The following is a 13453-nucleotide window of genomic DNA, read 5'->3' as shown; positions in this document are numbered from 1 at the left end:
GCACACTTATTGGTTTTGTAGTGCTCCTGTAAGGCTCTCCCCTTGGGAGAGCTGGCGCGAAGCGCCTGAGAGGGCAAGGACGCTGCCAGCGACACGACCGCGCTGCGGTACTATCGCTCTGACAAAGGCCGCTGCATATCGCTGTGCCTGCAGCTCTATCGCCATGGGCTTGCCCTCTCCGTCACCTGCGGTGACACCTCTCCCAAAGGGAGAGGCTTTGTCCCCCCTCCCGACTCTTTTCCCCCTCCCGCTCTGCTACCATAGAGAGAGGGGGTGGGGCTTGTGCGGACGGTCATCTATCTGGACGTGCTGCTTTTGGTGAATTTCGTGGTGGGGGCAGCGTTCCTGCTGGCGGCGGGGCTGCTGTGCGGGGCGTGCTGTTCGCCGCTGCGGCTGGTGGGCGGCGCGGGGACGGCGGCGGTGTCGTCGCTGGTCCTTTTGGCCCCCACCGCGCCGTGGCCGCTGGCCCTTACTTATAAAGGTACGACTGCCGCCCTCTGCGTGGCTGCGGCCTACGGCTGGCAGGGCGTGCGGAACACCGCCCGGCTGACGGCATGGTTCATCCTGCTCAACCTGACCCTTACGGGGGCGCTGCTCCTGCCCGGTGCGGCCTGCAACAACCTCAGCTTCTACCTGCCGGTGTCGCCGGGGCTGCTGCTGGCGTCCACGGCGGGGGTCTGCGGCGGGGTGCAGGGGGTGATGCGCCTTCTGGGGCGCAGCGGCTCGGCCTGCTTCGAGGCCCGGCTCCGTGTAGCGGGGCAGAGCGTGGAGCTGAAAGCCCTCTGCGACACCGGCTTCCACGTGCAGGAGCCGCTTTCGGGCCGGGCCGTGGTGTTGGTGCGGTTGGGGGCGGTGCGTCTGCCCGAGGCGCTGCAAACCTATCTGGAACGCTGCCTCGCGGGCGGCGGGGAAGAGCCGAGGCCGGAATGGGGCGTGCGGTTCGTGCCCTGCCAGACCGTTGCGGGCCACTGTCTGCTGCCCGCCCTGCCCGCTGCGCTTTCCTGCGGCGGCAGGGCACAGGAGGGCATCTATGCGGCCTTCTGCGATACGCCGCCCCCGCAGGGCGGCTGGACGGCCCTCGTCAGCGCGGAGATGGCGTCGCTGTTGGGGAAATGAGGATACGATGGGAGGAAATCTGCCTGTGTTTCAACGATTTGTAAAGTTTTTGCAGGGCCTTTGGGCCAGACTCAGCTGGACGGGCGGCGCGCACTACCTCAGCGGCGGGCCGGGGCTGCCCCCGCCCCTGACCCCGGAAGAGGAAAAAGCCCTTCTGGCCCGGATGGCCGACGGTGACCCCGACGCCCGGGATGCGCTGATCACCCACAATCTGCGGCTGGTGGTCTACCTTGCCAAGAAGTATGAGGGCAGCGGCGTCCCCTCGGAGGATATGGTGTCCATCGGGACGATCGGCCTCATCAAGGCCGTGAACACCTTCACCCCGGAGCGGAGCATCAAGCTGGCCACCTACGCCAGCCGCTGCATCGGCAACGAGATCCTGATGTACCTGCGCAAAAGCTCCAACCGTCGGCAGGAGGCCAGCATTGACGAGCCGCTGAACATCGACGGCGACGGCAACGAGCTGCTGCTGTCGGACGTGCTGAGCAGCGAGGAAAATCAGGTGGGCCAGCGCCTTGAGCAGGACGCCGAGCGGGCCAGCCTCCGCCGCTCGGTGGAGCAGCTCTCGCCCCGGGAGCGGCAGATCATGGAGCTGCGCTTCGGCCTGCTGGACGGCGTGGAGCGGACCCAGAAGGAGGTGGCCGATGCCATCGGCATCAGCCAAAGCTACATCTCCCGACTGGAAAAGCGCATCATACGGCAGCTGAGGGAGCAGCTGGGAGAGTAGCCCTCTCAGGCGCTTTGCGCCAGCTCCCCCAAAGGGGGAGCCATTGGCAAGCCGGGTCACTTTCTGCTGACTGCTGGAAGTGCAATTTTGCACAAAAGACCGGGCCTTGCTATAGAGGCCAACAAAATTTGGAATGAATGTTACCCCGTCCCTGCGGCCATACTTCCGGTGAAACTAAGACACCGGAGGCTAGAGAGGATGTACAACAAGGTGGAACTGTGCGGTGTGAACACCGCCGAGCTGCCGATCCTGTCCGAGCAGGAGAAGCGCGACCTGCTCACCCGGGCGCGGGCAGGGGACAAGGCGGCTCGTCAAAGCATGATCGAGGGCAACCTGCGGCTGGTGCTCAGCGTCGTGCAGCGCTTTTCGCAGCGGGGCGAGAACATGGACGACCTCTTTCAGGTGGGGTGCATCGGCCTCATCAAGGCCATCGACAACTTCGACCCGGCCCAGCAGGTGCGGTTCTCCACCTACGGTGTGCCGATGATCATCGGCGAGATACGGCGATTCCTGCGGGACAACAACGCCCTGCGGGTGAGCCGCAGCCTCCGGGACACGGCCTACCGGGCCATGCAGTCCCGCGAGGAGCTGGAAAAGCAGCTGGGCCGTGAGCCGACCGTGGAGGAGATCGCCCAGAAGACCGGCCTGCCCCGCCGGGAGGTGTCGGCGGCGCTGGAATCGGTGGTGGAGCCGTTGAGCCTCGAGGAGCCGGTCTACGCCGACGGCGGGGATGCCGTCTACGTCATCGATCAGGTACGCGACCCCGACGGCGAGGACAGCTGGATCAGCGGGCTGCAGTTCCGCCAGACCGTGGCGGGCCTCACCCCGCGAGAGAAGCGTATCATGGAGCTGCGGTATCTCAAGGGTAAGACGCAGATGGAGGTGGCGCAGGAGATCGGCATCAGTCAGGCGCAGGTGAGCCGTCTGGAAAAGGCGGCACTGGAGCAGTTCCACCGGCAGACATGACAAAAGCGGCGGTACACAGTGCACCGCCGCTCTTGTTATCGGGGCTTATGGTACTTCTCCCGGGTGGCTGCGCCGCCCCGCAGGTGGCGCTCGGCTTTGTTCCGGGCCAGCACCATCTGCACCTGCCGGAACAGCTCCGGCCCTACCGTCCGCAGCCGCACCGACACGTCCTTGTGGACGGTGGATTTGCTGCATCCGAAGGCCCGCGCCGCCGCCCGCACGGTGGCTCCATGCTCCACGATGTACTCTCCCAGCAGCAGCGCCCGCTGTTCCGGATCACCTTTCATGACTGCTCCCTCCCGCCAAAATGTGCTTGTTCCAGAATATGTGTCCGGCTGGCCCGATATGCTGCCGGGGGCTTGACTTTTGACGCAGAGCGGCTATACTGAAAGCGGACATGAAAACAGGGGCGCCGTGAGGCTGAGATCTGCTGTAAGCAGAGACCCTTGAACCTGATCCGGGTAATGCCGGCGTAGGTAGTTTGCGGAAAGGTCCCGATTTTCACAAACAGCCCGTGCGCCTGCCAGAAAAGCAGGCGCATTTTGTTTTTGTGTACTATTGTTATGAGAAGAGGAATCCTCATGTCGAAATCTTACTCCAAGACCCGGGTGCTGGTGGAGTGCGCGCTGATGATCGCCATCGGCACCGTGCTGTCCAACATCAAAATTTTCACCATGCCCAACGGCGGCAGCGTCACTCTGCTGAGTATGCTGCCCTTTGTGCTCGTCTCCTTCCGCCACGGCGTCAAGTGGGGTCTGTTCACCGGTCTGGTGAACGGCTGCCTGCAGATGCTTCTGGGCTTCTGGGCACCCCCGACGCCCACCTTCCTCTATTTCCTCGGCGAGATCCTGCTGGACTATCTGGTGGCGTTCATGGCGCTGGGCACGGCGGAGTTCTTTGCCCGCCCCTTCAAGAACCGGATGGTCGGCGTGGCCGTCGGTACGGCTGTTGCAGGCTTCCTGCGCTTTATGTGCAGCTTTTTGTCCGGCGTCCTCGTCTGGGGCAACCTGAATGAGGGCCTGAGCGCATGGACCTACAGCCTCGGGTACAACGCCAGCTATATGCTGCCGGAGACTCTCCTGACCGTGGTGGGTGCTGTGCTGCTCATCAAGGCGGCCCCCCAGATCTTCGACCGCCAGTATGCTAAGGCCTGAATGATACCGGAATAAGAGTCCCGCCGGAGCCTGAAAAGCTCCGGCGGGATTTTTTTGCACGATTTTGAAAAAAAGATGTTGACAACTGCTCTTTTGACTGGTATAATAAACCACGTCGTCAGGGACGACACACCAGCTCTGGGGGATTAGCTCAGCTGGGAGAGCGCTTGCATGGCATGCAAGAGGTCAGCGGTTCGATCCCGCTATTCTCCACCAAAAAAGCACCGTACTTCGCAGGAAGTACGGTGCTTTTCTTTTTGCTGAAGCCGATGGGGGCTGCATTGCTTCGCCTGCAGCGTTTTCGGCCCAGTTACACCCCGAAAAAAATATGCTGCCCCGGAGCAGACCGGGCAAAGCAAAGCCTCGGAAAGCTCTGGGGGCAGCATCTCTCATTTATGTTTATGGTTCGGTCAGGTGTGGGTGCAGAGATACTCCACCCATGCGTCATACCCAGCGGGCAGCAGATGGTAGCCGTCCGGCTGGGCGTATTCGGCGATCAGGTCGCCGTTCTCGTCGGCCAGCGCCTCCCAGAGGTTCAGGAAGGTGCAGCCCTTTTCCAGTGCGATGGCCGAGAGGGCGTCGTTGATCTCACACAGGCGCTGTTTGTAGAGACCGGGGGACTTCTGGCTCACTTCAGGCCGGACGGGGGTGATGGACTGGACGTAGATCTTCGTGTTGGGCAGCGCCTGCGAGATCATGTCCAGCATCAGCCGGTAGTAGGTGAGGAAGCTGGAATAGTCGTTGTCGGCGGTGAGCACATTGGTGCCCAGCAGGATGTAGAGCGCCCGGGGCTGCTGGGAGGCCAGCGCCTCCATCGGGATCTCCTTTTCGCCGTCGGCCCGGCGGCAGGTGGTGTTGTTGACGACGGCGTTGGGGCCGACGCCCTTGTAGGCGCAGAAATGGGCGTTGGGCAGGCCGGTGTCGTACAGCTGCATCCCCTGCGTTAGGCTGTCGCCCAAGAAGCTGACGTCCGAAAAGCTGCTCCGCTCCACGGCGGGGCTGGCGGTCTGGGCTGCAAGGCGGAAATCCATCGCGGTCATGCCGTTGTCGAGGGTCTGGACGTTGAGGCGGCGGGCCGGAGTGTAGCTGATGGTGTTCCACTCGCTGCCGGTCAGCTCCTGCTGCAGGATGGTGGGACCTTGCTGGGCGGTATTGGGGGACGGCTCACGGTGGAGACGCTTCCAGAGGATGCCCACAGCGGCCAGAAGCACCAAAAGGATGAGCAGCGCGGCGGTGATGAACACCCTGCGCCAGCGCCGGTGAAGGATGCGGCGGCGATATTCCTGATAATCTGCCATAATGTCCTCCTGTGGCGGAACGATAGCTTTCACCCCTATTATACAGCACCGCTCCGGCCCGTGCAACCCGTGAGGAAAAATTCCTATATTCAGGGGGCCTGCCCTTGCGTTTCCTATTATAAATATGATATACTAAAGTGAATCAAATATGATAGGGAGGCTTTCACGATGCCATTTACTCCGAAATTGACTTATAAAGGCAAGCCCCTCGTCCGCAAGGACAATGAGCTGTATTATGGCTGTATGACCGACCCGTATGTGCTTTATCTGCAGATCCAGTCCACCAAGACGGTGGGCGGCGTGGATGTGGCAGACAAGGTCCATCTGCAGCTGCTCTCTACCGATGAATCCAAGCCCCGTGAGGCCCGCGTGGCCCGTCAGACCACCAAGAACGGCCTGTACAATGCGCTGGACATCGGCAGCATCTGGCTGCAGAAGGCAAACGAGAACGTCTGAACCCAAATCGCAAGCTGCTGAAAGGGGCTGCCCCGCAAGAGCAGAGTTCCCATAAAACAGTATTTGCAAAAGTTCCCTAAATGGGGAAGATTTGGCGTGACTTCGGTCACGCCTTTTCTTTTGCTTCCAGTTCATCCAGAGGGATGTACCCCAGCCCGTCGTACTTGATATGGATGTGCTGCACCCGCTTTCCGCTGGACTTATCCGGGGCATCTACATAGATAGCCGACACCAGTTCACGGAGAGCATAGGGAGTGAGTTCTTCAATATGAACGTACTTGTGCGCTTTCTGGACGAATTTTTCAATATTCTCGATTTGCTGTTCCTGTACTTCGATTTCCTGTTGGATAGAGAGGGATTCCTCTTCCAGCTGCTTCTGTTCGGCATCGTAGCTCTGGCTCATCATGTCGAAGCGGTCATCGCTCAGCTTTCCATTGGCGTTGTCCTCGTAGATTTTCATGAACAGCCGTTTGAGGTCTACAATCCGCTTCTCATTCCGGGCAAGCTGCTTCTTCAGGACGGTCAGCTTTTCGGTGCTTTCCACCCGAAGCTGCTCCTCCATGACCTTGCGGAAGTAGTCTTCATGACGGAGAATGTAGTCCGTCACCCGCTGAACATGACTCAGTACACGTCCTTCCAGAACCTTTACTCGGATGAAGTGTCCCTTGCACTTGCTCCCGTTCTTCTTGTGCAGAGAGCAATCAAAGAAGTCTTGACTGAAGTCCCTGTTGTTGGACGAACCATATTGCATCTTGGAACCGCAGTCAGCGCAGTAGACCATACCGGAGAAAATGCTGCTCTTGCCTGTCCGAGTCATGCGGTGACGCTGGTTACGAATCTCCTGAACCTTTTCAAACACATCATCGTCAATAATGCGCTCATGTGTATCCGGGAAGATAGCCTGATTTTCCACAGGATTCAGATGTCTCTTTTTATCCCAGATAGAGTTAGTATAGGTCTTGAAGTTGACTGTGCAGCCAGTGTACTCCCGGCGTTCCAGAATCAAACTTACTGCTCTTTTATCCCAGCGGTAAGGGTCTTCCGGGGCAGGTGCGTTTGTACTCCGGCCATGGCTCAGCTTGTAGGCGGTGGGAGTCAGAACATTGTCCACCCACAGTTGGTTTGCAATTTGGGTCGGGCCACGTCCCTCCATGCACATGGAGAAGATGCGCTTCACAATCGCAGCCGCTTCCGGGTCAACAAGCCAATGCTTCGGGTTCTCCGGGTCTTTTACATAGCCGTACGGAACATTGACCGTCAGCGGCACTCCACGCTCTCCCTTGGCCTTCTGGACAGCCCGAATCTTGCGGCTGGTATCGCGGGCGTAAAACTCGTTGAACCAGTTCTTAATACCCGCAAAATCGTTGTTTACGCTGTTCGGGTCAATGGTGTCGTAATTGTCGTTAATGGCAATGTAGCGAACGCTATACTGGGGAAAGGTAAAGTTTGTGTACAGACCCGTCAAGGCAGAGTTGCGCCCCAGTCGGGACAGGTCTTTCGTGATAACGATTCCTACACGCCCTGCTTCGATCTCGACCAGCATACTCTGAAAGCCGGGGCGGTCATAGTTCGTGCCGGAGTAGCCATCATCCACAAAGAACACCGGGTTCGGGAAGTGGTTCTTTTTGGCGTATTCCAGAAGGATAGCCTTCTGGTTCTCAATGGACAGGCTTTCGCCGAGCCGTGCGTCCTCTTGCGACAGTCGGCAGTAAAGTGCGGTGATTTTATTCGTTGCTCCAGACATTGTTGTGTCCTCCTTACTCTGTGGAGCAACTGTCAGTACAGGATTGGTTACCGGGTCAAGTATAGCAGAATTGGGCGCAGTTGTCATTCGTCTGCACCCTCATCTTCAAATTTTTGCTGGGCGTTCTTGGCAACAATGCGCTCCAGCTTCTTCAAAAAGGATTCCTTGCCCTCATAGCTGCCGGTCACGGTGTAGGTGGTGTGACCGACTTTCTCCGTGGTGGTCAGTTCCGGAATCCAGAAAGCGGACAGGTTCTTGACATGGAGGTTGCCGTTCTCGTCCACATAAGAGCCGTGTTTCTTCTGCTCTTCGGTCAAGGGCTTCCGCTTGAAGTAGATTTCATTTTCGGAGATGCTCACAGTCTCGCTGGTCTGCTCTTTCGGGGCATCGTCATACAGCTGGGCGAAAAATGCCAGTGCATCTTCGGGTGAGTCTTCCTCCATGAGTTGCTCGAAAACTCGCTGTTCCTCTGCCGAGAGGTTGTTCCATGCGGCTTCCAACTCCTGCTCGTTGGCTGCGTTGACAAAGGCTTCGATCTCTTTTTTCATGGTGCATCCTCCTTTGGCTGCGGAAAGCGTTTTTTCAAAAATATGGGTTTTCGTGAGAGCAAGAATCGTCCCGTGGCCACAAATTTTCAATACTCGAAAATTTCCTGTCCCCTTTGGGACTGTTTCTTGTTGGGGCGTGCCTGCCCCAAACCCTGCTTAGAGCGAGTACGGCAAACTAGAAGTTTGGGTTACGAGTGTCCATTCTCATCGCTTTCGGGCGGACGAACATAACGCAACATTTCTTCTTCACAGGCGCCAAATTCCAAATAATTGGCTTTTGCTTCGTTTAGAGTTATTCCGTGGTTTGAGTCGCTGGGGTCATCATCAGAAGCAATAAATGGATCGTTTTCCCAAAAGCAAACGGGGCAAATATACCCGCAGTCTTCTTCCGGTGGAACAGTATAGGTAAAATGCCCACAACATGGACATTGATGTTTTTTCAAATATGCTCACCTCTGCAAGTACTATTTTATCGAGTTTAGCTAGTCGCGCTATTTGGTATATGGCTCTGTGTCTTTTCCATCATATACAACGACCCTAATGTCAGCAGCTACACCAACATCCGCATGAATACCCACCGTATATTCTTTATCCGTAACATTCGTAAAAGAATAAAAACTGTTCGCCGGAATATTGTCAGATACGACTTCCTGTTCACCTTCGCAAAGCAAATGAACTACAATGTCAAAATCATTTTTATTTTGAATTGTTAGTGTACCTGTTTTGGATAAAACTTTTACATCAGAGTATGTGATTACATACTTAGCAGAAGTTGATTCTTCTGTACAGGTCACAGAGCAGTCCCACTGTATTGCTGCCTTTGCCTTTCTATAGGATTCCGAAGACCGGTATGCAGAAAATACAATAATTGCAGCTACAGCAAGAATCCCAATGATAACAGACACTATTGTTGCTTTTTTCTTCATAATCTTTGCCTCCGAAAATTTCGATTTACTGGGCTAAGCCGAGTATACCATACTCTCCGATGAAAGAACACCCCTATATAGGAGAACTTGGCCGTTTTATTGCGTACGTGCGTACCAACTTCTCCCGTACGCACGTACACAGCGATTTGCTCGAAACGCACCCTATACAGCCGTTCCCCCTCGGAGAGCCCACTACACTTTGCAGACCGCAGGGATGAAAGTGTCATAGTGGGTTATTACACTTCCGCAGAAGTGCCTTTTTCTCGCCGCAGACAACCGGGTATGCCTTTTGTGAGAGCTTTCTGTCCGGCGAATCCACATCGCCCACAGGCGATGTGAGCAGGGATTCCAAAGGGGCGCAGCACCCTTGGCACACGACTTTGGTACAAAGTCTAGTGTGTTACACCTTTCCAGAGGTGTATACGTTCCTGAAATGCAAAAAGCCCCATACCCAACACCTTAACGGTGCGGACATGGGACTTGATGCTTCCTCGGCCTAGCCGGGTACTCCGTAACCAATCCTGACAGGCAGTTGCCGTGTCATTTTTCGAAAACTGTTTTACGGATACCCAGCAAGGGGGCGGCCCCTTTTTTGCTGCACGAATATTTTGCGTTCTGCGGAACTTTGTGGTATACTTAATCTGATATTTTATGCACAAAAGGCAGGAATGAAATTATGCTGCAAAATCCAGAACTGCATTATCTGGACAACGCCGCCACCACCATCGTTGCTCCCGAGGTGGCAGACGTGATAGACAAGGCCATGCGGGAGCACTGGGCCAATCCGTCCAGCCTCTACGCCCCGGGAGCGCGGAGCGAAGAGGCCCTGAACGCGGCCCGCGCTGCTGTGGCCCGCACGCTGGGCTGCAAGTCGAAGGAGCTGTACTTCACCTCCTGCGGCAGCGAGGGCAACAATCTGGCCCTTCTGGGCGCGGCCCAGACCCGCACCTTCGGCAAGGGCATCGTGGTGTCGGGCTTCGAGCACCCCAGCGTCCAGCGCCCGCTGGAGCGTCTGGCCGCGCAGGGCTATCATGTCACTGTGGTGGCCCCGCAGCCTGACGGCACGCTGGACATGGGCAGGATGCTGGAAGCGGTGGACAAGAATACCATCCTCGTGGCCTGTATGATGGTCAACAACGAGATCGGCACCCGCAACGATGTGGAGCGTCTGGCCGCGGAGGTCAAGCGCCGCAACAGCCGCACCATCGTCCATGTGGACGCGGTGCAGGCGTGGATGCGGGTGCCCATCAAGCTGGACAACATCGACACGATGGCGGTCAGCGGCCACAAGATCCACGCGCCCAAGGGCGTCGGTGCCCTCTATCTGAGCGACCGGCTGGTGCAGGCGTTCCAGCCGCCTTACCTCGGCGGCGAGCAGGAGCGCGGCCTCCGCCCCGGCACCGAGAACCTGCCCTACGCGATGGGCCTCGCCGCCGCAGCCACCCGCCTTGCGGGCAGCATCCGGAGCCGCGACAAGGCCATGCGTGCCCTCAACGACCGTCTGCGCGCCGGCCTTTCCATCTTCCCGGAGGTGGAGATCAACAGCCCGGCGGGGGCGGTGCCTGAGGTGCTGAACTTCAGCGAGAACTGCATCAAGAGCGAGACCATGCTGGCGTGGCTGTCGGAGAAGCAGATCTATGTCTCGTCGGCCAGCGCCTGCGGCAGGGGACAGCCCAGCCACACGCTGGCGGCGATGGGCCGTGACCCGCTGGCCATTGATACGGCCATCCGAGTGTCCTTCTGTGCCGACAACACCCCGGAGGACGTGGATGCCTTCCTCGAGCGCTTTGAGGACGGCATGAAGCATTTGCAGAAAATCAGAAAGTAAGGGGCGTGTTCCGGGAGCTTTCTCCTCGGACACGAATCGGGCCATTCCATCGCCCGCCCTATTGCCTTCGGCAACAGGGTCCCACCCCAGCGGACGGTCCTCGGAGAAACTCCCGGAACACCGACGAACGCACAACATAATATCAGGAGTAACTACTATGCGAGAAGTCATTATGGGCTATCAGGGCGAGATGTCCCTGAAGGGCCTCAACCGCAACCAGTTCGAATCGACGATGATGAAGATCCTGCGCTACCGCCTCAAGACGGTGGGCAAGTTCCGCGTCTACTGCACCCAGTCCACCTTCTACATGGAGCCGGAGGAGGACGACATCGACATGGACCTCGCCTTTGAGCGGGTGAGCAAGGTGTTCGGTCTCGCCGCGCTCAGCCGCGCCGTGGTCTGCGAGAAGGACTTTGACACCATCTGCCAGACCGCCGAGGACTATCTGGGCGACAGTCTCCATGGCATCAAGACCTTCAAGGTGGAGGCCCGCCGCTCGGACAAGACTTTCCCCATGACCAGCCCTGAGCTGATGCGGGAGCTGGGTGCTTACCTGCTGGGCAAGCACAACTACCTGCGGGTGGACGTCAAGAACCCGCAGTTCAAGGTCATCGTGGAGATCCGCGATTACGGTGCGTATATCCACGGCCCGAAAATACAGGGTGAGGGCGGCCTGCCGGTGGGCACCTCCGGCCGCGCCCTCAATATGCTCTCCGGCGGCATCGACAGCCCGGTGGCGGCGTACCGGATGGCAAAGCGCGGTCTCGGCCTCGACCACATCCATTTTGCGTCCCCTCCGTATACTTCGGAGCGTGCAAAACTGAAAGTCAAGGCGCTGGCCCAGCGGATCACCCCCTATACCGGCAGCACCAACCTCTTTGTGGTGCCCTACACCAAGCCGCAGGAGTACATCCGCGACAACGCTCCGGACGTCCTCTTTACCGTCCTGATGCGCCGCAGCATGATGCGCATTGCCAACATCATCGCCAAGAAGCAGGGCTGTGAGGCCCTCGTCACCGGCGAGAGCCTTGCACAGGTGGCCAGCCAGACCGTCAAGGCCCTGCAGTGCACCGATGCCGCGCAGGACCTGCCTATCCTCCGCCCCCTGATCGGCATGGATAAGACCGAGATCGTCGAGACGGCCCGCCACATCAATACTTTTGAGACGAGCATCCTGCCCTACGAGGACTGCTGCACCATCTTCACCCCGCCGCACCCGAAGATCCGCCCCGAGCTGGAAGAGATCCTTGAGGCCGAGGCCGGGATGCCCGGTCTGGCCCAGCTGGAAGCCGAAGCTGCCGAGGCCACCGAGCGCATCCGTCTGCGCATCACCGACGACGTGGAATTCGAGGGCTGAGCCATGACAGCAGAGATCATCAGTGTGGGCACCGAGCTTCTTCTCGGCAATATCCTCAACACCAACGCGCAGTACCTCAGCCGGGAGCTGGCCGATTTGAGCATCACCGTCCAGCGGGAGAGCACCATCGGCGACAACCATGACCGTCTGGCCGACTTCGTTAACGAGGCCAAGAGCCGCTGCGACCTGCTGGTCTTCACCGGCGGCCTCGGCCCCACGGCGGACGACCTGACCAAAGAGACCGTCGCCGCCTGCTTCGGCGACGAGCTGGTCTTCGATGCGTCCGAGTGGGAGAAGATCACCGGCTACTTTGCCCGTACCGGCCGCGAGACGACCCCCAACAACCGCAAGCAGGCGATGGTGCCCGCCAAGGGCCATAAGATCATCAACAACCATGGGACTGCGCCCGGTGCATGGTTCGAGCAGGATGGCCGCTGTGCTGTCCTCATGCCCGGCGTGCCCCACGAGATGAAAGCCATGTGGACTGAGAGCGTCCGCCCCCTGCTGATGGAGCGCCAGAACTGCACCCTCCACTCCGTCACCCTCCGGGTGCTGGGCGGCGAGAGCGACATCGAGTATAGAGTCCGTGACCTGCTGGAAAACCCGAATCCCACCGCCGCCATCTACTGCAAGACCGGCGAGTGCGAGATCCGGATCACGGCCCGCGCCCGCTCCGACGAGGACGGCGAAAAAATGTGCCGCGCATATGCCAAAAAGTTCTATGATACGCTGGGCGATGCGGTGTATGATGAGGATGTGGCCGGGCTGGAAGAGACGGTGGTGGATACCCTGAAGGAAAAGGGTCTGACCATCTCCACCGCTGAGAGCTGCACCGGCGGACTCATCGCCCAGCGGCTGACCTCCGTGTCCGGTTCCAGCGAGGTGTTCGGCTATGGCTTCGTGACCTACTGGGAGCAGGCCAAGACCAAGCTCGTGGGCGTGGACCCGGCGGTCATCGGGAAATACAACGTCGTGTCCGCTCCCGTGGCGGCACAGATGGCGCTGGGCGCGGCAGCGGCCTCGGGGGCCGACATCGCCCTGAGCGTCACCGGCGTGGCCGGCCCGACCGGCGGCGATGAGGTCCGCCCTGTGGGCACCGTCTATCTCGGCGCTGCCCGGGATGGCGTGGCCTATGTCAAAAAGCTCTTCGTCTCCCGGCCCGACCGTGCGCTGGTGCGTGCCCGGGCCGCACAGGCGGCACTGGAGATGGGGCTGCGTCTGGCGCAGGGCAAGATCCCCGAAGGGACGCAGGCCCTCACCGCCGCCCGGCAGTCGGACGACGCGGCGCTGGCCGCGCTGGACAGGGCTTTCGTCCGGGAAACATCATAATAAG

Annotated in this window: 14 protein-coding genes, 1 tRNA gene and 1 riboswitch; of the genes, 9 read left to right on the top strand and 6 right to left on the bottom strand. The window is 59.0% G+C overall.

Annotated features, from left to right (window positions below):
* Positions 1-282 precede the first annotated feature (282 nt).
* The 3 genes from MTP38_RS09285 to sigG all read left to right on the top strand — a co-directional run bounded on the left by MTP38_RS09285 (position 283) and on the right by sigG (position 2809).
* On the top strand, positions 283-1116 hold the full coding sequence (locus MTP38_RS09285; protein ID WP_249233390.1) for a sigma-E processing peptidase SpoIIGA: 834 nt from the start codon (positions 283-285) through the stop codon (positions 1114-1116).
* Positions 1117-1123: 7 nt separating this feature from the next.
* Positions 1124-1843, top strand: a complete 720-nt coding sequence (locus MTP38_RS09280) for a sigma-70 family RNA polymerase sigma factor (RefSeq protein WP_249233389.1) — start codon at positions 1124-1126, stop codon at positions 1841-1843.
* A 198-nt stretch (positions 1844-2041) separates the two neighbouring features.
* Positions 2042-2809 carry an RNA polymerase sporulation sigma factor SigG gene (sigG, locus tag MTP38_RS09275; RefSeq protein WP_249233388.1) on the top strand — a complete coding sequence of 256 codons (768 nt, stop codon included), beginning with the start codon at positions 2042-2044 and terminating at the stop codon, positions 2807-2809.
* A 35-nt stretch (positions 2810-2844) separates the two neighbouring features.
* Here the strand turns inward: sigG and MTP38_RS09270 are convergent, their stop codons facing one another.
* On the bottom strand, positions 2845-3096 hold the full coding sequence (locus tag MTP38_RS09270; RefSeq protein ID WP_015565655.1) for a sporulation transcriptional regulator SpoIIID: 252 nt from the start codon (positions 3094-3096) through the stop codon (positions 2845-2847).
* Positions 3097-3204: 108 nt separating this feature from the next.
* Positions 3205-3305, top strand: a riboswitch (TPP riboswitch).
* Positions 3306-3390: 85 nt separating this feature from the next.
* Here MTP38_RS09270 and thiT point away from each other — a divergent pair.
* Together thiT and MTP38_RS09260 are read left to right on the top strand one after the other, a co-directional pair.
* Complete coding sequence (gene thiT, locus MTP38_RS09265) at positions 3391-3963, top strand: energy-coupled thiamine transporter ThiT (RefSeq protein ID WP_227620259.1); 573 nt, start codon at positions 3391-3393, stop codon at positions 3961-3963.
* 140 nt (positions 3964-4103) lie between these two features.
* Positions 4104-4179 (top strand) — tRNA-Ala (locus tag MTP38_RS09260).
* A 194-nt stretch (positions 4180-4373) separates the two neighbouring features.
* On the opposite strand, the gene MTP38_RS09255 is transcribed toward MTP38_RS09260, so the two are convergent.
* Positions 4374-5261 carry a GDSL-type esterase/lipase family protein gene (locus MTP38_RS09255; RefSeq protein ID WP_249233387.1) on the bottom strand — a complete coding sequence of 296 codons (888 nt, stop codon included), beginning with the start codon at positions 5259-5261 and terminating at the stop codon, positions 4374-4376.
* Between the two features lie 168 nt (positions 5262-5429).
* Between MTP38_RS09255 and MTP38_RS09250 the strand changes: the two genes are divergently transcribed.
* Positions 5430-5717 (top strand): hypothetical protein, encoded by a 288-nt coding sequence (locus MTP38_RS09250; RefSeq protein ID WP_227620261.1) that lies wholly within the window; start codon positions 5430-5432, stop codon positions 5715-5717.
* Between the two features lie 106 nt (positions 5718-5823).
* On the opposite strand, the gene MTP38_RS09245 is transcribed toward MTP38_RS09250, so the two are convergent.
* The 4 genes from MTP38_RS09245 to MTP38_RS09230 all read right to left on the bottom strand — a co-directional run bounded on the left by MTP38_RS09245 (position 5824) and on the right by MTP38_RS09230 (position 8935).
* A complete protein-coding gene (locus MTP38_RS09245) occupies positions 5824-7548 on the bottom strand; it encodes a recombinase family protein (protein ID WP_442900519.1) in 1725 nt (574 codons plus the stop codon).
* Positions 7545-8009, bottom strand: a complete 465-nt coding sequence (locus tag MTP38_RS09240) for a hypothetical protein (protein ID WP_097774989.1) — start codon at positions 8007-8009, stop codon at positions 7545-7547. The genes MTP38_RS09245 and MTP38_RS09240 overlap by 4 nt, the downstream gene beginning before the upstream one ends.
* A gap of 188 nt (positions 8010-8197) precedes the next feature.
* Positions 8198-8452: a CPCC family cysteine-rich protein gene (locus tag MTP38_RS09235; protein ID WP_097781461.1), complete on the bottom strand. Its 255-nt coding sequence runs from the start codon at positions 8450-8452 to the stop codon at positions 8198-8200.
* A 48-nt stretch (positions 8453-8500) separates the two neighbouring features.
* Entirely contained in the window at positions 8501-8935 is a 435-nt protein-coding gene (locus MTP38_RS09230; protein ID WP_097773868.1) for a hypothetical protein, read from the bottom strand.
* Between the two features lie 676 nt (positions 8936-9611).
* On the opposite strand from MTP38_RS09230, the gene MTP38_RS09225 reads away from it, so the two are divergent.
* The 3 genes from MTP38_RS09225 (at position 9612) to MTP38_RS09215 (ending at position 13449) form a co-directional block, all read left to right on the top strand.
* Positions 9612-10763 (top strand): cysteine desulfurase family protein, encoded by a 1152-nt coding sequence (locus MTP38_RS09225; RefSeq protein ID WP_249233385.1) that lies wholly within the window; start codon positions 9612-9614, stop codon positions 10761-10763.
* Positions 10764-10920: 157 nt separating this feature from the next.
* The gene (gene thiI / locus MTP38_RS09220; RefSeq protein ID WP_249233384.1) at positions 10921-12120 is read left to right on the top strand and encodes a tRNA uracil 4-sulfurtransferase ThiI; all 1200 of its coding nucleotides are present in this window, start codon (positions 10921-10923) and stop codon (positions 12118-12120) included.
* A 3-nt stretch (positions 12121-12123) separates the two neighbouring features.
* Positions 12124-13449: a competence/damage-inducible protein A gene (locus MTP38_RS09215; protein WP_249233383.1), complete on the top strand. Its 1326-nt coding sequence runs from the start codon at positions 12124-12126 to the stop codon at positions 13447-13449.
* Positions 13450-13453 lie beyond the last annotated feature (4 nt).

Source organism: Faecalibacterium sp. I3-3-89, from assembly GCF_023347275.1.
Lineage (GTDB): Bacteria > Bacillota > Clostridia > Oscillospirales > Ruminococcaceae > Faecalibacterium > Faecalibacterium butyricigenerans.
The sequence above is the reverse complement of the archived record's forward strand: the minus strand, read 5'-3'. Positions and strand labels throughout refer to the sequence as shown.

What these genes read in the sequence shown, in the direction of transcription:
- MTP38_RS09250 (WP_227620261.1), top strand. Translation starts at nt 5,430, where the DNA reads ATGCCATTTACTCCGAAATTGACTTATAAAGGCAAGCCCCTCGTCCGC.
- MTP38_RS09255 (WP_249233387.1), bottom strand. Translation starts at nt 5,261, where the DNA reads ATGGCAGATTATCAGGAATATCGCCGCCGCATCCTTCACCGGCGCTGG.
- MTP38_RS09230 (WP_097773868.1), bottom strand. Translation starts at nt 8,935, where the DNA reads ATGAAGAAAAAAGCAACAATAGTGTCTGTTATCATTGGGATTCTTGCT.
- MTP38_RS09280 (WP_249233389.1), top strand. Translation starts at nt 1,124, where the DNA reads ATGGGAGGAAATCTGCCTGTGTTTCAACGATTTGTAAAGTTTTTGCAG.
- MTP38_RS09215 (WP_249233383.1), top strand. Translation starts at nt 12,124, where the DNA reads ATGACAGCAGAGATCATCAGTGTGGGCACCGAGCTTCTTCTCGGCAAT.
- MTP38_RS09270 (WP_015565655.1), bottom strand. Translation starts at nt 3,096, where the DNA reads ATGAAAGGTGATCCGGAACAGCGGGCGCTGCTGCTGGGAGAGTACATC.
- MTP38_RS09245 (WP_442900519.1), bottom strand. Translation starts at nt 7,548, where the DNA reads ATGACAACTGCGCCCAATTCTGCTATACTTGACCCGGTAACCAATCCT.
- MTP38_RS09225 (WP_249233385.1), top strand. Translation starts at nt 9,612, where the DNA reads ATGCTGCAAAATCCAGAACTGCATTATCTGGACAACGCCGCCACCACC.
- thiT (WP_227620259.1), top strand. Translation starts at nt 3,391, where the DNA reads ATGTCGAAATCTTACTCCAAGACCCGGGTGCTGGTGGAGTGCGCGCTG.
- thiI (WP_249233384.1), top strand. Translation starts at nt 10,921, where the DNA reads ATGCGAGAAGTCATTATGGGCTATCAGGGCGAGATGTCCCTGAAGGGC.
- MTP38_RS09240 (WP_097774989.1), bottom strand. Translation starts at nt 8,009, where the DNA reads ATGAAAAAAGAGATCGAAGCCTTTGTCAACGCAGCCAACGAGCAGGAG.
- sigG (WP_249233388.1), top strand. Translation starts at nt 2,042, where the DNA reads ATGTACAACAAGGTGGAACTGTGCGGTGTGAACACCGCCGAGCTGCCG.